Origin of the sequence: Amycolatopsis sp. NPDC004169, from assembly GCF_040610315.1 — a bacterium.
Classification (GTDB): domain Bacteria; phylum Actinomycetota; class Actinomycetes; order Mycobacteriales; family Pseudonocardiaceae; genus Amycolatopsis.
The window spans coordinates 12940-32750 of record NZ_JBEXMD010000046.1 but is presented as its reverse complement, the minus strand read 5'-3'; the positions used below and the strand labels follow the sequence as shown (position 1 = coordinate 32750).

At 71.4% G+C, this 19811-nt stretch carries 25 protein-coding genes; 15 read left to right on the top strand and 10 right to left on the bottom strand.

Annotated features, from left to right (window positions below):
- Nucleotides 1–78 precede the first annotated feature (78 nt).
- From ABZX11_RS40110 to ABZX11_RS40100, 3 genes are read left to right on the top strand one after another with little or no spacing between them, the layout of a single operon-like run.
- On the top strand, nt 79–597 hold the full coding sequence (locus tag ABZX11_RS40110) for an N-acetyltransferase (RefSeq protein WP_354923527.1): 519 nt from the start codon (nt 79–81) through the stop codon (nt 595–597).
- A gap of 8 nt (nt 598–605) precedes the next feature.
- On the top strand, nt 606–1565 hold the full coding sequence (locus ABZX11_RS40105; protein ID WP_354923524.1) for an LLM class flavin-dependent oxidoreductase: 960 nt from the start codon (nt 606–608) through the stop codon (nt 1563–1565).
- Between the two features lie 50 nt (nt 1566–1615).
- Nucleotides 1616–2221 carry a LysE family translocator gene (locus ABZX11_RS40100; RefSeq protein ID WP_354923521.1) on the top strand — a complete coding sequence of 202 codons (606 nt, stop codon included), beginning with the start codon at nt 1616–1618 and terminating at the stop codon, nt 2219–2221.
- Here ABZX11_RS40100 and ABZX11_RS40095 read toward each other — a convergent pair.
- On the bottom strand, nt 2218–2763 hold the full coding sequence (locus ABZX11_RS40095) for a TetR/AcrR family transcriptional regulator (protein ID WP_254897149.1): 546 nt from the start codon (nt 2761–2763) through the stop codon (nt 2218–2220). The genes ABZX11_RS40100 and ABZX11_RS40095 overlap by 4 nt on opposite strands.
- Nucleotides 2764–2837: 74 nt before the next feature.
- Between ABZX11_RS40095 and ABZX11_RS40090 the strand changes: the two genes are divergently transcribed.
- Nucleotides 2838–3578 carry an SDR family oxidoreductase gene (locus tag ABZX11_RS40090; protein ID WP_354923517.1) on the top strand — a complete coding sequence of 247 codons (741 nt, stop codon included), beginning with the start codon at nt 2838–2840 and terminating at the stop codon, nt 3576–3578.
- Nucleotides 3579–3608: 30 nt separating this feature from the next.
- Entirely contained in the window at nt 3609–4235 is a 627-nt protein-coding gene (locus tag ABZX11_RS40085) for a hypothetical protein (RefSeq protein WP_354923513.1), read from the top strand.
- Between the two features lie 33 nt (nt 4236–4268).
- Here ABZX11_RS40085 and ABZX11_RS40080 read toward each other — a convergent pair whose 3' ends face one another.
- Nucleotides 4269–4838, bottom strand: coding sequence for a GNAT family N-acetyltransferase (locus ABZX11_RS40080; protein ID WP_354923510.1), 570 nt, complete (start codon nt 4836–4838; stop codon nt 4269–4271).
- Between the two features lie 56 nt (nt 4839–4894).
- Between ABZX11_RS40080 and ABZX11_RS40075 the strand changes: the two genes are divergently transcribed.
- The gene (locus ABZX11_RS40075; RefSeq protein ID WP_354923507.1) at nt 4895–5305 is read left to right on the top strand and encodes an HTH domain-containing protein; all 411 of its coding nucleotides are present in this window, start codon (nt 4895–4897) and stop codon (nt 5303–5305) included.
- Here ABZX11_RS40075 and ABZX11_RS40070 read toward each other — a convergent pair.
- The 4 genes from ABZX11_RS40070 to ABZX11_RS40055 are packed head-to-tail and all read right to left on the bottom strand — an operon-like array spanning nt 5302 to nt 8601.
- On the bottom strand, nt 5302–6174 hold the full coding sequence (locus ABZX11_RS40070; RefSeq protein WP_354923504.1) for an ABC transporter substrate-binding protein: 873 nt from the start codon (nt 6172–6174) through the stop codon (nt 5302–5304). The two genes, ABZX11_RS40075 and ABZX11_RS40070, sit on opposite strands and share 4 nt — an antisense overlap.
- The gene (locus ABZX11_RS40065) at nt 6171–6854 is read right to left on the bottom strand and encodes an ABC transporter permease subunit (protein ID WP_176175044.1); all 684 of its coding nucleotides are present in this window, start codon (nt 6852–6854) and stop codon (nt 6171–6173) included. Before ABZX11_RS40065 ends, ABZX11_RS40070 begins: the two co-directional genes overlap by 4 nt.
- Entirely contained in the window at nt 6851–7519 is a 669-nt protein-coding gene (locus ABZX11_RS40060) for an ABC transporter permease subunit (protein WP_354923502.1), read from the bottom strand. The genes ABZX11_RS40065 and ABZX11_RS40060 overlap by 4 nt, the downstream gene beginning before the upstream one ends.
- Entirely contained in the window at nt 7516–8601 is a 1086-nt protein-coding gene (locus ABZX11_RS40055; protein ID WP_176175042.1) for an ATP-binding cassette domain-containing protein, read from the bottom strand. Before ABZX11_RS40055 ends, ABZX11_RS40060 begins: the two co-directional genes overlap by 4 nt.
- Nucleotides 8602–8692: 91 nt before the next feature.
- Between ABZX11_RS40055 and ABZX11_RS40050 the strand changes: the two genes are divergently transcribed.
- Nucleotides 8693–10099, top strand: a complete 1407-nt coding sequence (locus ABZX11_RS40050; protein WP_354923499.1) for a bis-aminopropyl spermidine synthase family protein — start codon at nt 8693–8695, stop codon at nt 10097–10099.
- Nucleotides 10100–10151: 52 nt separating this feature from the next.
- Here ABZX11_RS40050 and ABZX11_RS40045 read toward each other — a convergent pair whose 3' ends face one another.
- Nucleotides 10152–11333 carry an NADP-dependent malic enzyme gene (locus tag ABZX11_RS40045; protein ID WP_354923496.1) on the bottom strand — a complete coding sequence of 394 codons (1182 nt, stop codon included), beginning with the start codon at nt 11331–11333 and terminating at the stop codon, nt 10152–10154.
- Nucleotides 11334–11689: 356 nt separating this feature from the next.
- On the opposite strand from ABZX11_RS40045, the gene rfbC reads away from it, so the two are divergent.
- The 4 genes from rfbC to ABZX11_RS40025 all read left to right on the top strand — a co-directional run bounded on the left by rfbC (nt 11690) and on the right by ABZX11_RS40025 (nt 13931).
- Nucleotides 11690–12295 (top strand): dTDP-4-dehydrorhamnose 3,5-epimerase, encoded by a 606-nt coding sequence (rfbC, locus tag ABZX11_RS40040; protein WP_176175039.1) that lies wholly within the window; start codon nt 11690–11692, stop codon nt 12293–12295.
- A gap of 64 nt (nt 12296–12359) precedes the next feature.
- The gene (locus ABZX11_RS40035; protein WP_354923493.1) at nt 12360–12779 is read left to right on the top strand and encodes an SRPBCC family protein; all 420 of its coding nucleotides are present in this window, start codon (nt 12360–12362) and stop codon (nt 12777–12779) included.
- Nucleotides 12776–13210, top strand: coding sequence for a MarR family winged helix-turn-helix transcriptional regulator (locus ABZX11_RS40030; RefSeq protein WP_354923490.1), 435 nt, complete (start codon nt 12776–12778; stop codon nt 13208–13210). Before ABZX11_RS40035 ends, ABZX11_RS40030 begins: the two co-directional genes overlap by 4 nt.
- A gap of 70 nt (nt 13211–13280) precedes the next feature.
- Nucleotides 13281–13931: a hypothetical protein gene (locus ABZX11_RS40025; RefSeq protein WP_354923488.1), complete on the top strand. Its 651-nt coding sequence runs from the start codon at nt 13281–13283 to the stop codon at nt 13929–13931.
- Here the strand turns inward: ABZX11_RS40025 and ABZX11_RS40020 are convergent.
- Nucleotides 13928–14401: a hotdog fold domain-containing protein gene (locus ABZX11_RS40020; protein WP_354923485.1), complete on the bottom strand. Its 474-nt coding sequence runs from the start codon at nt 14399–14401 to the stop codon at nt 13928–13930. The two genes, ABZX11_RS40025 and ABZX11_RS40020, sit on opposite strands and share 4 nt — an antisense overlap.
- A gap of 83 nt (nt 14402–14484) precedes the next feature.
- On the opposite strand from ABZX11_RS40020, the gene ABZX11_RS40015 reads away from it, so the two are divergent.
- Nucleotides 14485–15072: an acid phosphatase gene (locus ABZX11_RS40015; RefSeq protein WP_354923483.1), complete on the top strand. Its 588-nt coding sequence runs from the start codon at nt 14485–14487 to the stop codon at nt 15070–15072.
- A gap of 1 nt (nt 15073) precedes the next feature.
- Nucleotides 15074–15556 carry a GNAT family N-acetyltransferase gene (locus ABZX11_RS40010; protein WP_176175033.1) on the top strand — a complete coding sequence of 161 codons (483 nt, stop codon included), beginning with the start codon at nt 15074–15076 and terminating at the stop codon, nt 15554–15556.
- Here ABZX11_RS40010 and ABZX11_RS40005 read toward each other — a convergent pair.
- On the bottom strand, nt 15553–16023 hold the full coding sequence (locus ABZX11_RS40005) for a hypothetical protein (RefSeq protein WP_354923480.1): 471 nt from the start codon (nt 16021–16023) through the stop codon (nt 15553–15555). The two genes, ABZX11_RS40010 and ABZX11_RS40005, sit on opposite strands and share 4 nt — an antisense overlap.
- A 324-nt stretch (nt 16024–16347) precedes the next feature.
- Here ABZX11_RS40005 and ABZX11_RS40000 point away from each other — a divergent pair, with 324 nt between their 5' ends.
- On the top strand, nt 16348–17274 hold the full coding sequence (locus ABZX11_RS40000) for a diacylglycerol kinase family protein (RefSeq protein WP_176175031.1): 927 nt from the start codon (nt 16348–16350) through the stop codon (nt 17272–17274).
- 274 nt (nt 17275–17548) lie between these two features.
- On the top strand, nt 17549–17803 hold the full coding sequence (locus ABZX11_RS39995; protein ID WP_043777259.1) for a WhiB family transcriptional regulator: 255 nt from the start codon (nt 17549–17551) through the stop codon (nt 17801–17803).
- Nucleotides 17804–18209: 406 nt separating this feature from the next.
- Here the strand turns inward: ABZX11_RS39995 and ABZX11_RS39990 are convergent, their stop codons facing one another.
- A complete protein-coding gene (locus ABZX11_RS39990) occupies nt 18210–19730 on the bottom strand; it encodes a PAS domain-containing sensor histidine kinase (RefSeq protein ID WP_176175030.1) in 1521 nt (506 codons plus the stop codon).
- Nucleotides 19731–19811 lie beyond the last annotated feature (81 nt).

Below are 19811 nucleotides of genomic sequence, written 5' to 3'. Positions count from 1 at the left end.
GTTGAATCGGGGGCTGCTCGAAACCGCCCGCCGAAACCCGATTGCCGTCCGCCGCCGGTTCGGGGCAAGGTAGCGGCCATGCTGATCCGCCGCGAGACTCCTGCCGACCGAGCGGCGATCCACACCGTCCACGCCGAAGCGTTCCGGCGCGAGGAAGGCGTCACGCCGGTCGAGGCCCCGCTCGTGGACGAGCTCCGCGCCGAAGGTGACCTGATCAACGCCCTTTCCCTGGTCGCCGTCCGCGAAGGCACCGTCATCGGGCACGTCTGCTGCAGCCGGGCCCGCATCGGCGAAGACACCACCGCCGCTGTCGGGCTCGGGCCACTCGGTGTGCTGCCCGCGCACCAGAAGAGCGGCGTCGGCTCCGCGCTGGTGCACGCGGTGGTCGCCGCGGCCGACGCGCTGGGCCACGGCGTGGTCGTCCTGCTCGGCAACCCGGCCTACTACTCGCGGTTCGGCTTCGTCACGGCGTCGGACCTGTCGATCACCGCCCCCGATCCGCGGTGGGGCGCGCACTTCCAGGCGCGGACGCTGGCCGCGTACGAACCCACCCAGGCGGGCGCCTTCGAGTACGCCCCCGCGTTTTCCCGGATCTGAGGAGCCGCATGTACGCACCCACGAGGTCGGTCGGTGTCCGGATCAACCGCGAGCAGCCGCCGTCGAAGCTGCGCGACCTCGCGCGCCAGGCCGAAGACGCGGGTCTCGACGAGCTCTGGCTGGTCGAAGACTGCTTCTGGGCGGCCGGCGTCACCACGGTCGCGACGGCGCTGGCGGTGACGTCGACGATCAAGGTGGGCATCGGCGTGCTGCCGGCGGTGGCGCGCAACCCGGCGATCGCGGCGATGGAGATCGCGGCGCTGGCCGAGCTGCACCCGGACCGGCTGATCGCCGGCTTCGGCCACGGCGTCGCGTCGTGGATGCGCCAGATCGGCGCGTACCCGGAGTCCCCGCTGGCGGCGCTGGAGGAGACGCTCGTCGCGGTCCGGCGGCTGCTCGCGGGCGAGCGCGTTTCGATGGACGGCAGGCACGTCCGCCTGGACGAGGTCGAGCTGGTGTTCCCGCCGGCATCGCCGCCCCCGCTGGTGGCGGGCGTCCGCCGCCCGAAGTCCCTGGCGGTGGCGGGCGCGGCGGCGGACGGCACGATCCTGGCCGAGCCCGCCCCGCCGGAGTTCGTCCGGACGGCGCTGGAGGGCATCGCGGCCACGGGCCCGCACGCGGTGGTGTCGTACAACTGGCTGGCTCTTGGCGACCGCGAGCGGGCGCGGAAGACGGTCGCGGAGTCCCTGACGCCGGGCTCGCGGGTGCAGGTGGAGGGGCTGCCGTTCGCCGGCGAGCTGCTCGCCCTGCTGGATTCTTCGTCCACAGTGGACGAGCTGGCGGCGGGCCTGCGCCCGGAGTGGATCGACCGCCTGGCGATCTGCGGCGAGCTCGACGAATGCGCGGCGGCGGTCCGGGCACTGCACGAGGCGGGCAGTGGTTCGGTGGTGCTGCTGCCGTTGCCGGAGGATGCACCGGAGAAGGCCATCGAGGACGCGGCCCGCGTGGCAGCAACCGTGCGCGGCTGACCGCCGGAAAAGGAGTTCGCACACCGACCCCGGCGTGTCAGGATCGGCCCATGCCGGTCGACCCGCACCTCCTGCTGGCCTTCCTCCTCACCACCGCCATCGCGATGGTGACCCCGGGCCCGGACATGCTCTTCATCCTCGGCTGCGGCATGCGCGGCGGCCCGAAGGCCGGCCTGCTCGCCACGGCCGGGGTCGCCACCAGCGAAGCCATTCACGTCGCCGTCGCCGCGGCCGGGCTGGCCGCTCTCTTCGCCGCCGTTCCCGTGGCCTTCACCGTCGTGCGGGTCGCCGGTGCCGCCTACCTCATCCACCTCGGCGTCCAGGCCATCCGGAACCGCAAGCCGCTCGTCGAGCGGAAGGCGGACCGGGCCTACCTTTCCGGTCTGCTCACCAACCTGCTCAACCCGAAGATGGTCACCTTCACCATCGCCTTCCTGCCGCAGTTCGTCGACCCGGCAAAAGGCCACGTCTGGCTGCAGTTCGCCGTCCTCGGGGCGATCATGATCGTGTTCGAGTTCCTCGTCGACGGCACCGTCGGCGTTCTCGCCGGCCGGGTCGGCGGGTGGGTTCGCCGGAAGCAGAACCAGCGGCGGATCGAAGTCGCGACCGGCGGGATCTTCATCGGTCTCGGCCTCAAACTGGCCACCGACCGCTAGGCACGCAGGCCGTCGACGATCACCGCCACGATCCGGGGCGCGCGCGAATCCCACTCCTCCTGCGGGATCCGGGACAGCGCCCCGAGGAGCAGGATGACGTCGGCAGCGTCGACCCCGAGCCGGATCTCCCCGGCCGCCTGTCCCTGCTGCAGCAGCGTTTCGAGCGCTTCGTCGAGCCGGTGGTGCTGGCCGGAGTAGAGGTCCTGCCACGCCGGCACCTCGATCGCCGCCATGACGCCGCGCTTGACGCGGGCGTACTCGACCAGCCGGTCCAGCCAGCGGGCCAGCGCGTCCAGCGGCGTGTGTTCCGCCAGCAGCGGCGCCACCGTGCCGACGAGCTGGGTCAGCTCGGCCCGGTACACCTCCGCCAGCAGGTGCTCGCGCGTCGGGAAGTGCCGGTAGAGCGTGCCTTGCCCGACGCCCGCCGCCTTGGCGACCCGGTGCAGCTTCAGCTCCTCGGCCGCGCCGTTGGACTCGCTGAGCTCGGCCCGCGCGGCCTCGACGATCCGGTCGCGGTTGGCCACGGCGTCCGAACGGGGCACGGCCACCTCCTCGCATAAGTGGACAACTGTCCGGTAGGCTTAACCGGACAGTTGTCAGTTTAGCGGGAGATGCCATGAACAACGGACTGGACAAGGTCGTCGCCATCACGGGTGCGAGCAGCGGGATCGGCGAGGCGACGGCCGTGGAGCTGGCGGGCCGCGGCGCGGCCGTCGTGCTCGGCGCCCGGCGCACCGACCGGCTGGAGGTGCTCGCGCAGAAGATCCGCGACAACGGCGGCCGCGCGGAGCTGCTGGACGTCGACGTGACCCGCCGGGCCGATCTCGAGCAGCTCGTCGCCCTCGCCGTCGACCGCTTCGGCCGCCTCGACGTCCTGGTGGCCAACGCCGGCGTCGCCCGGATCGCGCCGGTGAGCGCGCTCGACGTCGACGACTGGGACGCGATGATCGACGTCAACCTCCGCGGGGTGCTGCACGGCATCGCCGCCGCGCTGCCGGTGTTCCGCGCGCAGGGCCGCGGGCACTTCGTCACGACCGTCTCGACGTCGGGGCTGAAGATCGTCCCGACCCAGGCCGTCTACGCGGGGACCAAGAACGCCGTGCGCACGCTGCTGGAGGCGCTGCGGCAAGAGTCGACCGACGGCGCCCTCCGCACGACGTCGATCTCACCGGGGTACGTGCGCACCGAGCTGGTCGACCACGTCGCGGACCCCGCGCAGCGCGAGCAGGCGCAGCAGGCGATGGCCGCGCTCGGCATCGCTCCCGAGGCCGTGGCGCGGGCGATCGCGTTCGCCATCGAGCAGCCGGAGGACGTCGAGATCGGCGACCTCACCATCCGGCCCACCCGGCAGGGCTGAGCGCCGCGGACGCCTGGCAAGGTACGGCCGGTGAACGAGCGTGACTGGCGGGTGCTGCTGCTCGGCGGCGCGTCCGGCACCGGCAAGAGCCGGGTCAGCTACCCGCTGGCCCGGCGGTACCGGGTGCCGATCGTCGAGGTGGACGACCTGGTGCTCGCCGTGCAGCGGATGACCACCCCGGACCAGCAGCCGCTGGTGCACTATTGGGACACCCACCCGGACGCCGCCGGCCTGCCGGTCTCGCGCGTCGTGGAGTTGCAGGTAGCCGTGGCCGAGGCGCTGCGGCCGGCGCTGGAGGCGGTGATCGGCAACCACCTGGAGACCGGCACCCCGGTCGTCATCGAGGGCGACTACCTGCTGCCCGCGCTGGCCGCGCAGGACTCGTTCGCCGGACGGCCGGCCGACGGCCGGGTCCGCGCGGTCTTCCTGCACGAGCCCGACGCCGGTCAGCTGGTGGCCAACTACCGGCACCGGGAACCGCACGAGGGCGAACAGCACAGCCGGGCCCAGGTCAGCGCCCGCTACGGCGACTGGCTGGCCGCGCGGGCCGCCGAACTCGGGATCCCGGTCGTCACCGCGCGACCGTGGGCCACCACGCTGCGCCGGGTGTGCGCCCTGCTGGACGCGCCCGACGGACGCACAGGCACCCGGGGCTAGCTGTGATGTCCAGGGACCACGCCAATCCCCTGGTCAGCGGAGATCCAGCCGCATCAGCCAGCGGACCCGGCGGTCGGCTCGCGCCCCGGTCGGCCGGATCCGTTCGAACCCCGCCGCCTCGAACAGGGACGTCGTACCGACGTGGGCCGCGCTCGAGCTGATGCGCGCGCCCTCCGGATCGACCGGGTAGCCCTCCACCGCCGGGGCGCCGCACGAACGCGCGTAGTCGACCGCCCCGGCCAGCAGCGCCGCCGACACCCCCTTGCCCCGGTGCGACGAGCGCACCACGAAACAGACCACGCTCCACACCGCCAGGTCGTCGAGCGGCGGCATCGTCCGGGAGCGCTTCAACCGCTCCATGCTCGACCGCGGCGACACCCCGCACCAGCCGACCGGCGTGGCCCCGTCGTAGGCGAGCACGCCCGGCGCGGACTGGCCCGTGCACAGACCGCGGAGCCGTTCGGCCCGCGCTTCACCGCGCAGCGCGCTGTACTCGGCCGACGTGACGCGGTAAGCGAGGCACCAGCAGGCACGCTCGTTCCCGCTCGGGTTGAGGATCGAGGCGACGTCTTCGAAGTGCGAAGCAGGACGAACTATGACCATGGGAGCACCGTAGGATCCGATTCCCGACAAGGCGATGTCGGTTGAGGAGACCACGGATGGATCGGCTCGTCGGCTCCGGCCGCTACCCGGGGATGACCCAGCTGCACCAAGCCGTGCCCCTGGTCGAACGGCAACACGCCCTGATCGAGGAGATGCGCGCGCGGACACCCCGGTTCGTCAGCGGCCGGCTGCTGGCCGAGCGCACCGGGACGACCGTGCGGACCGTCGAACGCGACATCACACGGCTGCGCACGGCCGGCGTCCCGGTCGAGGTCAAGCGCGGCGCGGGCGGCGGCTACCGGCTCACGATGCCGTCCGTCGTGCCGCCGGTGAGCTTCAGCCCGGGCGAGGTCGCCGCCCTCGTTGCGTCCCTCGTGGCCCTTGGCCCCTACACCTCCGCCACGGCCGCCAGCGCGCTGGGCAAACTCCTCACCGCCTTCCGCCAGCGCGGCGAGCACGTCCGCTAGGCCCGCGCGAGGAACTCCTCCGCGATGTCCAGCGGGTTCCGCTTCTCCTCGGTGAACTGGACGTTCAACCGCGTGAGCTCTTCGGTCGTCAGCGCCGCCGAAACCCGGTTCAGCGCCGCCACTTCCGCCGGCGAAAGCGTTCCCCGGGCCACCAGCGGCACGATGTTCTGCGCCGGGAACATGTTCTTGTCGTCGACCAGCGGCACGAACCCGTTCGCCGCGATCGTGGACGACGTGCTGAACAGGTCCGCCACCTGGACGTCACCGGACTTGAGGGCCGCCACCGTCACCGGGCCGCCGGTGTCGGTCGTGCGGATCTCCTTGAACTCGCAGCCGTACAGCGACTTGATCTTGTCCTTCCAGCGGCTGCTCCACTGGCCCGGCCCGCCGAACACCAGCTCACCGCAGCGCTTCCCGAGGTCGGAGAACGTCTTGATACCCGATGAAGCCAGCTGCGGGCCGACGACGAGCAGGTCCTTGTCTTCGGCGGGCGCCTGGTCCAGGACCTCGAAGCCCGCCGGGACCTTCTGCTTCAGCTGGGCGTAGACGTCCTGGGACGTCGTCGCGGTGGTGTCCTTGTCGAAGTAGCGCAACAGGTTCCCACTGTAGTCCGGCACGACCGACAGCGACTTGTCCTGCAGGGCCTTGACGACGACCTCGCGGCTGCCCACCGGCGGCCGCACGGTCACGTTCGAAGCACCGGCCTGCCGCAGCGCTCCGGCGTAGATCTGGGCCAGCAGCAGGCTTTCCCCGACGTCGGACGCGCCGATGATGATGTCCCCCGACGTGCCACCCTCTCCGCCACCGGCCAGCGGGTTTCCGCAGCCGGCCACCAGCACGACGACCAGGAGCGAGATCAGCCGCTTCACGCCGACACCTTCTTCACGGCCGCCGCGAGCCGGACACCCCGGGGTACCAGCGCCCGGTTCAGCAGCGCGAAGAGCAGGTCGAGGGCGATCGCCAGCACCGTCGTCAGCAGCGCGCCCGCGATCACCTCCGAATAGTCCAAAATGGCCAGTCCGTCGAGCAGGAACCGGCCGAGGCCACCGAGTCCGACGTACGCGGCCACCGCGGCGGTCGCCACCAGCTGCAGCACGGCGTTGCGGATCCCGCCGAGCACGAGCGGCAGCGAGATCGGCACCTCGACCTGCCACAGCCGCTGCCACCCGGTCATCCCGACCCCTTCGGCGGCGTCGACCACCCCGTGGTCGGTCGCCTGCAGCCCGGCGTAGGTGCCGGCCAGGATCGGCGGCACGGCCAGCACGACGAGCCCGATGATCGTCGAGGTGACGCTCTCGGTGAAGAGCAGGAACAGGAACGTGACCAGACCCAGCGTCGGCAGCGCGCGGATGGCGTTGCCGACGCTGACCAGCGCGACGCCGCCGCGACCGGTGTGGCCCACGAACAGCCCCAGCGGCACCGCGATGACCAGCGCGATCACCAGCGACAACGCCGTGTAGCCGAGGTGCTCCAGCAGCCGCTGCGGGATGCCGTCGGGCCCGGACCAGTGCGCCGGGTCGCCGAACCAGTGGACGAGATCGGTGATCACGGCGCCCCCACCCGGGTCCACGGCGTCAGGAGGTTGCGCGAGCCCACCAGCAGCAGGTCGACGACCAGCGCCAGCACCAGCGTCAGCACGATGCCGACCACGATCGGCGAGAAGTATTCGCGCTGGAAGCCGTCGGTGAACAGCACGCCGAGGCCGCCGGTGCCGATCAGCGCGCCCACGCTCACCAGGCTGATGTTGCTGACCGACGCGACCCGCACGCCGGCCGCCAGCACCGGCACCGACAGCGGTAGTTCGACGGCGAAGAACCGCCGCACCGGCTTGTACCCGACCGCGGTCGCGGCCGCGATCACCGGCGGCGGCACCGCGTCGAGCGCGTCGAGCACCGGCCGGACCAGCAGCGCCGTGGTGTAGATCGTCAGCGCGACGACGACGTTGGCGCTGTCCAGGATCTTCGTCCCGATCAGGCCGGGGATGACGACGAACAGCGCCAGCGACGGGATCGTGTAGAGCAGGTTCGCCAGCACCATGAGCACCTGCCGCACGGGCTGCCACCGGCTGCCGAGCCAGCCCGCCGCGATCGCGAGCACGATGCCGAGCACCAGCGGGAGCAGCGCCAGGTACACGTGATCGCCCAGGTCACCGAGGATCTGCCCGCGGTTGTTCGCGCTGCCCAGGTAGCGCCCGAGCTCGTCGAAGAAGCTCATGACGCTTGGGGCGCGCCCTCGATGACGTCCAGGACCTGCCGCGCGACGACGGCGCCGAGCACGCGGTGTTCTTCGTCGACGACCACGCCGAGGCTGGCCGGCGACGACAGCGCCGCGTCCAGCGCGCCGCGGATCGGGGTCCCGCGCACCCAGAGGGAGCCGCCCGCCACCAGATCGGCTTCGGCCAGTGCTCCGTCCACAGTGGAGTTCGGTGGCAGCCAGCCGCGGGGCTGCTTCTCGGTGTTGACCGCCAGCCGCCAGCCGTCGCTCGCCGGCACGGGCGAGCCGATCTCGACCAGCTCCAGCTCCTTGACCTCGACACCTTCGGCGGAGAGGAACGACAGGCCCCGGTAGCCGCGGTCCCGGCCGACGAACGACGCGACGAAGTCGTCCACCGGGTGCCGCAGCACGTCGGCGGGGGTGCCGTACTGGGCGAGCTTGCCGCCGACGCGCATCACGGCCACCTTGTCGCCGAGCCGGACGGCCTCGTCGATGTCGTGGGTGACGAACACGATCGTCTTGCCCAGCTGCGACTGCAGCCGCAGCAGCTCGTTCTGCAGGTCTTCGCGCACGATCGGGTCGACCGCGGAGAACGGCTCGTCCATCAGCAGCACCGGCGAGTCCGCGGCGAGTGCGCGGGCGACACCGACGCGCTGCTGCTGGCCGCCCGAGAGCTGGGCCGGGTACCGCTTGCCGAGCTCGACCGGCAGGCCGATGATCTCCAGCAGCTCGGCAGCCCGCTTGCGGGCCTTGGCCTTGTCCCAGCCGGAAAGCAGCGGCACGGTGGCGATGTTGTCCAGCACCGTCCGATGTGGAAAGAGGCCGGCGTGCTGGATGACGTAGCCGATGCCGCGGCGCAGCAGCGCCGGGTCGCCCTCGGCCACGTCCTTGCCGTCGAGCAGCACCTGCCCGCCGGTCGGCTCGACCATCCGGTTGATCATCCGCAGCGACGTCGTCTTGCCGCAGCCGGACGGGCCGACGAACACGGTGATCGTGCCGTCTTCGACCGTCAGGTTCAGCTTGTCGACGGCGACCGTCCCATCCGGATACTGCTTGGTCACGTCGCGGAATTCGATGGTCACTGCCACTCCCCATGTCCGGTGCGTTCGACCGTAGCCGAGTCCGCGGTGGTTGGCACGCCGTTCCGGCAGGTGGCCAGTAGGCTCGGAGTCCGTGAAGGCCCTCGACGACGTCCTCGCCGCGCACGGCGTCGGCGTCCGCCCGCTGTACCGCGTCCTCGACCTGCTGCGCACCGGTGACCACGACCTCGGCGAGCTCGTGCGCCTCTCGACCGCCCCCCGGCGCAGCGTGGAGGCCGTCCTCGCCGCCCTCGGCGACGACCTCGACCGCAGCGGCGACCGCCTGCGCATCGCCCCCGGCGTCGCGGCGTCGTACCTGCAGTACCGCGCGCCGCGCGTCGCCGATCCGCTCGACGAAGCCGTCGCGACGCACGAGCTGCTGCCGAAGGTCGCCGAGTGGGTGGCCGAGGTGCCCTCGCCGCTGGCCGCGCTCGACCACGTGCAGGCCACGCCGGAGACCGTGCTGCGCCGCGCGCTCTGGCTGGACACGCAGTACGACCTCACCTCGGCGCGGCTGCTGTTCCTCGGCGACCACGACCTGACGTCCCTGGCCGTGCGGGCGGTCTGCCCGTCGGCCTCGCTGACCGTCGTCGACCTCGACGAGCGGGTGCTGGCCTACCTCGACGACCGTGGCGAGCGCGGGATCGCCACGGCGCACGCGGACCTGCGCGTCGGCCTGCCCCCGGCGTTCGCGGGCCGGTTCGACCTGGTGTTCAGCGATCCGCCGTACACGCCTGAAGGCATGGGGCTGTTCGCGGCGCGCGGGGTGCAGGCGCTGCGCGAGCCGAGCGAAGGACGGCTGCTGCTGGCCTACGGCTACAGCCCGCGGCACCCGGCCCTGGGCGCGCAGGTGCAGCGGTCGCTGGCCACGCTCGGGCTGACGTTCGAGGCGATCCTGCCGGGCTTCAACCGCTACTTCGGGGCACAGGCGATCGGCAGCGCGGCGGACCTGTACGTCTGCCAGCCGACGGCGAAGGCCAAGAAGATGCGCAGCGGCAAGGCGATCTACACGCACGGGCCGCAGTCGGTGGAGGCGGCGGGCACGAAACCGGCGCTGCTGGAGAAGCTGAAGGAGATCGCAGGCGCGGGCGGCCTCGCGCTGGAGTCGCGGCCGGTGGACTGGTCGATCTCCGGCCCCGAAGGTGACGCCGTCGCGATGGACCTCTCGGCCGACCCTGGCCCGTGGCTGCTGCGGACACTGCTGGGCACGAACGCCCGGCGCCTGGCCCTGCTGCTGCCGAACGCCCACCCGGACCTGGCCGACCAGGCTTCCCAGGAGGCGCTGGCGTCACTCGTCCGGGGGAAGTACGCGCTGCGGTACCTGCGGAGCACGCCGGACAACCGGCACGCGGTGGTGGTCGCGGAGGCGGTGGAGCACCAGGACGAGGTCCTCACCCGCGCCCACGCGCGCCTGGCGAACGTCTCCCTCGACGTCCCGGCCGACCTGGTGGACCTGCGCCTGGTCGACGTCCCCCGCCACCGCCTGGCGGAACTGCTCTGAACCCGTCGAAGGCGGCCCTCCCAGCAGGAAGGGCCGCCTTCGCGAACCGGGCTCAGTCCGTGACGCCGTCGGCTTCCGCGGCCTTCGCCACCGCCGCCGCGACCTCCGGGGCCACCCGCGGGTCGAGCGGCGACGGGACGATCCGGTCCGGACCGAGGTCGTCCATCGCCACCGAGACGATCGCCTCGGCCGCCGCCAGCTTCATGTTCTCCGTGATCGCCCGCGCGCCCGAGTCGAGCGCACCGCGGAAGACGCCGGGGAAGGCCAGCACGTTGTTGATCTGGTTCGGGAAGTCGCTGCGCCCGGTGGCCACGATCGAGGCGTACCGCGCGGCCGCTTCCGGGTGCACCTCCGGGTCCGGGTTGGACAGCGCGAACACGATCCCGCCGCCCGCCATCCGGCCCAGCAGCGACTCGTCGATCGTCGCGCCCGACAAGCCGAGGAACACGTCCGCGCCTTCCAGCGCCTCGGCCAGCCCACCGCGCAGGCCCGCCTCGTTCGTCGTCGCGGCCAGCCGCTCCTTGACCGGGTTCAGGCCCTCGCGGCCGGCGTGGATGATGCCGCGGGAGTCGAGCACCGTGACGTCGCCGATGCCGGCTTCCTGCAGGATCTTCGCGCAGGCCACGCCCGCCGCGCCGGCGCCGGAGACGACCACGCGCTGGTCGGCGATCGCCCGGTCGAGGACCAGGTTGGCGCCGCGCAGGGCGGCCAGCGTCACGATCGCCGTGCCGTGCTGGTCGTCGTGCATGACCGGGCAGTCCAGCGCTTCCTTGAGCTTGTCCTCCAGCTCGAAGCACCGCGGCGCGGAGACGTCCTCCAGGTTGACCGCGCCGAACGACGGCCGCAGCCGGACCAGCGTCTCGACGATCTCGTCGACGTCGGTCGTGTCGAGCACCAGCGGGATCGAGTCGAGCCCGCCGAAGGTCTTGAAGAGCACCGACTTGCCCTCCATGACCGGCAGCGACGCGCTGGCGCCGATGTCACCGAGGCCGAGCACCGCCGTCCCGTCGCTGACCACGACGACCAGCCGGTCCGCCCACGTGTAGCGCTTGGCCTTGGCCGCGTCCTCGGCGATCGCGCGGCTCACCTTCGCCACCCCCGGGGTGTACGCGATCGAAAGGTCACGCGGGCTGGAAATCGGGCGGGTGGCCGCCACCGAGAGCTTGCCGCCCTCGTGCCCGGTGAAGATCTCTTCGTCGGTGACCGGCGCAACGCCGCCGGTGGGGTCGGTCATGGGATTTCCTGTCGTTGTTTCCGTCATCCCCCCAGTGGGAATGACGGAACTCGCGGTTCGGACTTGGCTCACTGGAATTTCTCCTGGGCATGCGGCTGGGACCACGGCTTGCAGGGGAAACCGTGGGGGATCCCGGCACGGCAGCCCAGCGCGGTAGCGCCGGCCTGTCGGCGAGGCGTCACGTCGGCCATCGGTGCCGTGGGTCTGGCGATGGCCGCGGACGCGGCGGTTCGTTCATTGTGACAGGTCCCCCGCCACCGATGACCCCTCGGTGCGGCTGATGTCACACCGGCGTCGATTTCCGGCAATTCCCAAGACGTCCGTCCGGTTTTGTTGCCGCCCGATAAGGTGATGACATGCAATTCCGCCGGCTGAGCGTCCCGGACGCCTACGAGTTCTCGCCCCGGGCCTTCCCCGACGACCGGGGCCTGTTCGTCGCCCCCTTCCAGGAGGACGTCTTCCTCGCGGCGGTCGGCCACCCGCTGCGGCTCGGCCAGTCGAACCACAGCGTGTCCCGGCGCGGCACCATCCGCGGCATCCACTTCGCCGACACCCCGCCCGGCCAGGCCAAGTACGTCTACTGCCCGCGCGGGTCGCTGCTCGACGTGGTCGTCGACATCCGCGTCGGGTCGCCGACCTTCGGCCAGTGGGATTCGGTCGTGCTCGACTCGCGGGAGTTCCGCGCGATGTACCTCGCCGAAGGGCTCGGCCACGGCTTCATCGCCCTCGAAGACGACACGATGATGACGTACTTCTGCTCGGAGCCGTACAACCCGCGCGGCGAGCACGGCATCACCCCGCTCGACCCCGCCCTTGACCTGCCGTGGCCCGCCGGCATCGAGCAGGTCCTGTCGGACAAGGACCGCGCCGCGCCGACCCTGGCCGAAGCCGAGGAGCAGGGCCTGCTCCCGATGTACGCCGACTGTGTCGCCTACTACGACAAGCTGCGCTCGGCGAACTGACCACCACCGTCCCGGGCCGCATGGCCGCTTGCGAATTTAGTAAGCGCGCATATAGTCTGCCCGCATGGCACTTTACGAGTACGAGCACAGCGAGATGTCCGCCGCACCCGCCGCCGCGATCTGGCCGCTCTGGGCCGAGACCGCCCGCTGGCCGGAGTGGGACGCCGGCGTCCGGTCGGTGGTCATCGACGGCCCCTTCGCGGTCGGCAGCACCGGCACGATGACGATGGACGGCATGCCGCCGATCCCGTTCACCCTCACCGAGGTCACCGAGGGCCGGAGCTTCACCGACGAAACCCGCCTGCCGGACACGTTCCTGCGGTTCGAGCACGTCCTGACCGACGTCGACGGCGGCACGCGGATCACCTACCGCGTCACCATCGACGGTCCCGAGGGCTTCGGCCCGCAGGTCACGTCGGACACCCCGGACGCGATGCGCGCACTGGCTCGCCTCGCCGAGGCTGAGGCAAGCTCCCGGGTATGACCGCCCCCGAGTCCCGCCTGCCCGGCCCCGACCGCAGCCCCGGCTTCCTGCTGTGGCGCGTGACACTGGCCTGGCAGCGGGCGATGCGGGCCGCGCTGGCCCCGCACGACCTCACGCACGTCCAGTTCGTGCTGCTGACGACGACGTGGTGGCTCACCCGCGCGGGCGAGCCACCCACCCAGCGGCAGCTCGCCGACCAGGCGGGCACCGACACGATGATGACCAGCCAGGTCGTCCGCAAGCTCGCCGAGCGGGGTCTGCTCGCCCGCGCCGACGACCCGGCGGACGCCCGCGCGAAGCGCCTGGAAGTCACCCCGGCCGGCCTCGACCTGGTCGCGAAGGCACTGAAGGACGTCGAGGCCGCGGACGCCGAGTTCTTCGCGGCCACCGACGACGGTTTCGTCGACGCGCTCGCCCGGCTCGGCCCCTGACCGAATCCCGGGTCTTCCCTGGGGACGATCCCGGATGTCCCGGCGCCCCGGCCCGAGCAGGCTCACCGCCATGAAACTTCTCGCACTGGGGGCGGCCGCGGCCGCGTTGGCACTATTGCCGGGTACCGCGTCCGCGGACGAACTGCCGGCCTTCGACTTCACCGGCTGCCCGGCGCCGCCGGCGAACGCCGACCCGGGCACCTGGCGCTGCGAAGCCTTTGTCTCACAGGGAAAGCTGACGATCGGCGCCCGGGAGCTCCCGCTCGGAGAGATCCGGCTGACGTTCAGCGAGGGCCGGGTGAACGGCCAGTACGCGCAGGCGTTCGGCTCGCTGCGACACGAACCGGTGCGCGTGCCCGGCCTCGCCGGCACGACGATCCAGCTGCGCTACGGCGGCTACTCGGACTTCCAGAGCAACGCCGACCGCCGCGGCGAGCTCGACCTCTACGCCGTGCTGCGGCACCCGTTGCTGCGCAACGAATGCAGCATCGGAACGGCGGCCGTGCCGTTGCACTCGGTCGTCCACGACGACCCGGCAATGCCGCCGACAGTGCTGTCCAAGAACCCGCCGACCTTCCACTTCGGTGTCGTGGACCCGGACCTCTCGCTCCCGGCGACGCAGGGCTGCGGCCCGCTCGGCAAGCTCGTGGACCGGAAGCTGGGCCTGCCTGCGCCCGCCGAGTTCCACCAGTCGACGTACGTGCAGTACAAGCAGCTCTAACGCTTCTTCGGTGTCACCCAGATGGTGATGGTCCCGGTGACCACCGGTTTGCCGTTCGCGTCCGAAATGGTCACCGGGACCTCGAGGTCGAAGCCCTCGGCGCCGAACTCCGGCAGCTCGGGCAGGGCCGCCACCGCACGCAGGCCCGTCTCGGCCTTCGCGACGTACTGGACGTTCATGCCCTTCGGCAGCCAGCGGTGCGTGGTGGGGACGGTGGCCTCGGCGAGCATGCCCATCGCGATCTCGGCGAGGTTGCAGGCGGCGATCGCGTGGAACGTGCGGATGTGGTTGTGAACACCCCACCACTTCGGCGCGGTCACCTCGCAGTGGCCCGGCCGCAGCTCGCGCACCGACGGCAGCACCGTGCGGAAGTACGGCACCCGGAGGCACATCGCGGCGCTGAACAGCTGCTTCCCGCCCGGCTTCCCGGCCAGCTTGTGCCACATCGCGAAGGTCGGCGTCACGGACATGGGGATCTCCTCGAACTAAGCTACCGTTCAGTAGCTAAGCAGACGGCCAGCCGCCGCGCAAACGGCCGGGTATGTTCGGCCGGGTGGCGAACCGTCTCTTCCTCCTCCGGCACGGGCAGACCGAATGGTCGCTGAACGGGCGGCACACCGGCCGCACGGACATCCCGCTGACCTCGGCGGGCGAAGGCCAGGCCCGCGCCGCGGGCGGCACCCTCCGCAGCCTGGTCGGCGGCCCCTCGCTGGTGCTGTCGAGCCCCCGGGCCCGCGCGCTGCGCACGGCCGCGCTGGCCGGGCTGCGCGTCGACGAAGTCACCGAAGACCTGGCCGAGTGGGACTACGGCGAGTACGAAGGCGTCACCACGCCGCAGATCCGGGAGACTGTGCCGGACTGGACGGTATGGACCCACCCGAGCCCCGGCGGCGAAAGCGCTTCGGACGTCTCCGACCGCGCGGACCGCGTGCTGGAGCGCGCGCGGCAGGCCTGCGAAGCCGGCGACGTGATCCTGGTGGGTCACGGGCACTTCAGCCGCGTGCTGGTGGCCCGCTGGATCGGCCTGCCCGCCACCGCCGGCGTCCACTTCGGACTCGACGCGGCCGGCATCGCCGTGCTCGGCGACGAGCGCGGCGAACCCCAGATCGAACACCTCAACCTGCTGCCCGCGGAGGACTGACGTGCCCGACGACCGCATCCGCCGGATCCGCCCTTCGGACGTCGAAGCGGCGGTCGGCCTGGCCCACGAGCTCGCGGCGTACGAGCGCGCGCCGGACGAGTGCCACCTGACCCCGGCGCAGCTGCACGAAGCGCTGTTCGGCGCGGAGCCGAAGCTGTTCGGGCACGTGGCCGAAGTGGACGGCGAGGTCGTCGGCTTCGCGGTCTGGTTCCTGAACTATTCGACCTGGCGCGGGGTGCACGGCATCTACCTGGAGGACCTCTACGTCCGGGAGTCCCAGCGCGGGTCGGGCCTGGGCAAGGCCCTGCTGGCGGCGTTGGCGGCGGAGTGCGTCGCCAACGGCTACGCGCGGCTCGAGTGGTCGGTACTGGACTGGAACCCGGCGACGGAGTTCTACAAGGCCCTGGGCGCGGTCCCGATGGACGAGTGGACGGTCAACCGCCTCACCGACGCGCCGCTGAAGGCGCTGGCCGCCCAGGCCTAGTCCTCTTCGCCGCCTTCACGCTCGGCACGGCGGCCGGCGAGACCGCCGCGTTCGGCCGCCTCCGTCTCCGTCTCGCCTTCGCGCAGCCCCAGCGCCCAGGCCCGCGACGGCCGCCGGAACAGCAGGACCAGTGCCACAATGCCCAGCAGCGCGATCGGGACGCCCCACAGCGGCTCGCCGGACGGGCCGAGCAGGTACCAGCCGAGCCCGATCACGATCAGCGCGATCACCACGCCCGGCGAGCGCGCCCACGTCCGGCCCAGCACCAGCCCGGCCGACGCGGCCAGGAACGCCAGCGCGACCACGATGAACGTGCCCGACTCGACGAAGACGTTGTTGCCGGGCTGCGCGGGCGCGCCCAGGCCGTTCACCAGCACGACCACCCCGAACACCAGCAGGGCGAGGGACGGCACGGCGGTGACCACGCCGGCCAGCCGGACCTCACGGGGAGCGGGCGAGAGCTTCACTGCGGCGGCCTTCCGGTCTGCGGCGAACAGGTTTTCGCGAGAGGCACAGTGGACTCGACCAGGGCGAGTAACCGTGCGTGAGCTCTTTCGATCGTATGCCACCCGGTCGGCCGTTTTCCCCGGGCCGCCCGCGCGTCGAAAATCAAGATGTCGTCGATGAGCGGGCGGTCGGCCCGGGTGCACTTGTCACGACGAGCGGACACTCGCGTACGAAGGAGGGCCGCCCGGCACAGGGTCTCGAACGTGCTGTTCCCCGGGGTTGCGCCCGTCACCATGCGGCGCCGGAAGGTTCTCGGGCCGCCGGAAGTCACTTACTCTGCGGTAATGCGCGCAATCCTCGTCGTGAACCCCCAGGCCACCTCGACCACCGCGGGTGGCCGGGACGTGCTGGCGCACGCGCTCGCCAGCCAGGTCAAGCTCGACGTGGTCGAGACGGACTACCGCGGCCACGCGATGGCCGTCGCGCGCTCGGCCGCGCGGGACGGCATCGACCTGGTCGTGGCGCACGGCGGCGACGGCACGGTGAACGAGGTCGTCAACGGCCTGCTGGCCGACGCGGACGGCGACCCCGCCGAGATCGGCCACGTCCCCGCCCTGGGCGTCGTCCCGGGCGGCTCGGCCAACGTGTTCGCGCGCGCCCTCGGCATCTCCGCCGACTCCTTCGAGGCCACCCACCAGCTGCTCAACGCGCTGGAGCACGACCGCTCGCGCCGGGTCGGGCTCGGCTTGGCCGACGGGCACTGGTTCACCTTCAACGCCGGCCTCGGCTGGGACGCCGACGTCGTCGGCCGGGTCGCCAAGCGCCGCGGCAAGCAGACGACGGCCGGCCTCTACATGCGGGCCGCCGTCCGGTCGTACTTCCGGCCGCCGCTGGGCCGCCCGACGCTGACCATCCGCGTCCCGGGCGAGGAACCCGCCGAGGCGTTGACCGCTTTCGTGTCGAACACCGATCCGTGGAGCTACCTGGGCGAGCGTGCCGTCCACCTCAACCCGGGTTGCTCGTTCGAGACGGGATTGGGCTTGTTCGCGCTGAACGGTCTGGGGTTGCCCACCGTGTTCAAGCATGTACGCCAAGCTTTGGCTACGAAGAGCAACCAACGCGGCCGGCGTCTCGTGCGTCACGATGACCTGCCGATGATCCGCATCGACGCAGCTGAACCGGTAAACTTCCAGGTGGACGGCGACCTCGTCGGCCAGCGGACTCGAGTCGAATTCTTCAGCGTCCCGAATGCACTCACCGTAATCGTGTGACGACGGGACCGCTGATCGCCTGCGGATAAGTGCCAGGTGCCGTTCGTCGACGGAGAAGCTCCACTCAGCGCATCAGCCTTCCCTTCGGACGGCTGTTTCGGAGAGAAACCGCAGGTCAGAGGGGTCGCTCGGCCGGGTGACCTGACTCACCGATCTCCCGGAAACCCTTGTCGAAAGCGATGCTTCGTGAAAGCATTCACAAGCACCCAAGAAGACGACCGCCATTGACGACTGTGGCGCGGCCCTCCCGCGCCATATGAAGGAGCTCACGAACATGGACTGGCGCCACGACGCGGCCTGCCGAGACGAGGACCCCGAGCTGTTCTTCCCGGTGGGAACCAGCGGTCCTGCTCTGTCGCAGGTTGCTCAGGCGAAGGCCGTGTGCCACCGCTGCCCCTCCGCTTCCGACTGCCTGGCCTGGGCTCTGGCCAGCGGCCAGGACGCGGGCGTGTGGGGCGGTATGAGCGAGGACGAGCGACGCGCTCTCAAGCGCCGCCGTACGCACATCGGCACGCGTACCAACGCCTGATTCTCGAGATCCACCCAGGCCGAGCAGGAATTTCACCCGGCGGGCATTCGTCGTGCCCACGCCGTCTGGGGTGATACCTACCCGGCTTGAGCTTAACAACCGAGGCGAAACCACCCGGCAACGGGTGCGCTGAAACCTCACCGGGACTTCAAGTCCTCCCGCGAAGCGCTGAACGGCCCGGCACCACGCACCTGGTGCCGGGCCTTCAACGTGTCGCCCCTCCAATCACGCGTAATGCCTCCCCAATCACGCGAGATACCCCTCCAATCACACGGGATCCGCGCCCAATCACGCGAGTCCCGGCCTCAATCACGCGAGTCCCGCATTCGCGCACACGAGCCGACCCGCCAAATACGCAAACCGACCCTCTGGGTACGCGAGTCGTCCGGCTGAGTACGCCGAATCCTCAGAGGCGGCGGGACAGCGGGATGCGCAGCGCGGCTTCCGTCCCCGTCACGCGGGTCGACGACGTCTCCGACCGCACCTTCCGCAGCGACAGCGAGCCCCGCAGCTCGGACTCCACCAGCGTCCGCACGATCTGCAGCCCCAGCCCGTCCGACCGCTCCAGCGAGAACCCCGCCGGCAGCCCCCGGCCGTTGTCGCGGATCACGACGTCCAGCCAGCGGGCCGAGCGCTCCACGATCAGCTCGACCTTGCCCGGCCGGCCCGCCGGGAACGCGTGCTCGATCGCGTTCTGCACCAGCTCGGCCAGCACCATCACCAGCGGCGTCGCGATCTCCGCGACCACCACCCCGAACGAGCCCTTCCGCGACAGCCCGACCTGTGACTCCGCCGTGGCGACCTCGCCGACCATCGGCAGCACGTTGTCGAGCAGCTTGTCGAGGTCGACGCGCTCGTCCACCGAGATCGACAGCGCCTCGTGCACCAGCGCGATCGACGTCACCCGCCGCACGGACTCCGCCAGGGCGAGCCGCGCCTCCTCCGACGTCGTCCGCCGGGACTGCAGCCGCAGCAGGGCCGCCACCGTCTGCAGGTTGTTCTTCACCCGGTGGTGGATCTCCCGGATCGTCGCGTCCTTGGACAGCAACGCACGGTCACGCCGCTTGACTTCGGTGACGTCGCGGACCAGCACCAGCGCGCCCGCCGCCTGCCCGGCCGGCCGCAGCGGCAGCGCGCGGAACAGCACGACGGCGCCGCGACGCGAATCGGCCTCCGTGCGGCTCGACGGCTTCCCGTCGAGGGCCTCGATGATCCGGTGGGACACCTCGGTCGCGTCGAACGGGTCGCGGATCAGCGATCGCGTGAGCGGCGCCAGCCGGGTCCCGACCAGGTCGGACTCGTGCCCCATCCGGTGGTACGCGGACAACCCGTTCGGGCTGGCGAACACGACCGTGCCGCTCGAATCGAGCCGGATCAGGCCGTCACCCACCCGGGGTGACGTGTGTGTGTCGGTCGCGTTCGTCCCGTTCGGCGGGAACGTGCCGTCGACGATCATCTGGCACAGGTCGCCGGCGCTGCCCAGGTACGCGATCTCCAGCGGCGACGGCACCCGCGGCGCCGCCAGGTTTGTCTCGCGGCTCATCACGGCGATGACCTCGTCGTGGAACCGCACCGGGATCGCCTCCCGCCGCATCGGCAGGTCGCGGTACCAGTGCGGGTCCTCCTCGCGGCAGATCCGCACCTCCCGCATGGCCTTCGCCAGCTGCGGGTGCTCCTCGACGGTGAACCGCGTGCCGACGACGTCTTCGGGGTGCGCGGTCGGCGCCGTCGTCGGCCGCGCGTGCGCGACGCAGACGAAGTCGCCGCCGTCCGGCTGCAGCTCCTCGCTCACCGGGACCCACAGCAGGAAGTCGGCGAACGAGAGGTCGGCCAGCAGCTGCCACTCCGCGACGACGGTCTGCAGGTGGTCCGCCGCCTCCCCGGGGAGGCCGGTGTTGTCGGCGAGCAGTTCGGCGAGCGTGGACACGCACCCCATCCAACCAGAGCGGGACGTCATGACACACTTGAGAGGTTGACCAGCTTTGACGACGAGGAGTGAACATGTCGA

What these genes read in the sequence shown, in the direction of transcription:
- ABZX11_RS40110 (WP_354923527.1), top strand. Translation starts at nt 79, where the DNA reads ATGCTGATCCGCCGCGAGACTCCTGCCGACCGAGCGGCGATCCACACC.
- ABZX11_RS40105 (WP_354923524.1), top strand. Translation starts at nt 606, where the DNA reads ATGTACGCACCCACGAGGTCGGTCGGTGTCCGGATCAACCGCGAGCAG.
- ABZX11_RS40100 (WP_354923521.1), top strand. Translation starts at nt 1,616, where the DNA reads ATGCCGGTCGACCCGCACCTCCTGCTGGCCTTCCTCCTCACCACCGCC.
- ABZX11_RS40090 (WP_354923517.1), top strand. Translation starts at nt 2,838, where the DNA reads ATGAACAACGGACTGGACAAGGTCGTCGCCATCACGGGTGCGAGCAGC.
- ABZX11_RS40080 (WP_354923510.1), bottom strand. Translation starts at nt 4,838, where the DNA reads ATGGTCATAGTTCGTCCTGCTTCGCACTTCGAAGACGTCGCCTCGATC.
- ABZX11_RS40075 (WP_354923507.1), top strand. Translation starts at nt 4,895, where the DNA reads ATGGATCGGCTCGTCGGCTCCGGCCGCTACCCGGGGATGACCCAGCTG.
- ABZX11_RS40060 (WP_354923502.1), bottom strand. Translation starts at nt 7,519, where the DNA reads ATGAGCTTCTTCGACGAGCTCGGGCGCTACCTGGGCAGCGCGAACAAC.
- ABZX11_RS40045 (WP_354923496.1), bottom strand. Translation starts at nt 11,333, where the DNA reads ATGACCGACCCCACCGGCGGCGTTGCGCCGGTCACCGACGAAGAGATC.
- rfbC (WP_176175039.1), top strand. Translation starts at nt 11,690, where the DNA reads ATGCAATTCCGCCGGCTGAGCGTCCCGGACGCCTACGAGTTCTCGCCC.
- ABZX11_RS40035 (WP_354923493.1), top strand. Translation starts at nt 12,360, where the DNA reads ATGGCACTTTACGAGTACGAGCACAGCGAGATGTCCGCCGCACCCGCC.
- ABZX11_RS40030 (WP_354923490.1), top strand. Translation starts at nt 12,776, where the DNA reads ATGACCGCCCCCGAGTCCCGCCTGCCCGGCCCCGACCGCAGCCCCGGC.
- ABZX11_RS40025 (WP_354923488.1), top strand. Translation starts at nt 13,281, where the DNA reads ATGAAACTTCTCGCACTGGGGGCGGCCGCGGCCGCGTTGGCACTATTG.
- ABZX11_RS40020 (WP_354923485.1), bottom strand. Translation starts at nt 14,401, where the DNA reads ATGTCCGTGACGCCGACCTTCGCGATGTGGCACAAGCTGGCCGGGAAG.
- ABZX11_RS40000 (WP_176175031.1), top strand. Translation starts at nt 16,348, where the DNA reads ATGCGCGCAATCCTCGTCGTGAACCCCCAGGCCACCTCGACCACCGCG.
- ABZX11_RS39995 (WP_043777259.1), top strand. Translation starts at nt 17,549, where the DNA reads ATGGACTGGCGCCACGACGCGGCCTGCCGAGACGAGGACCCCGAGCTG.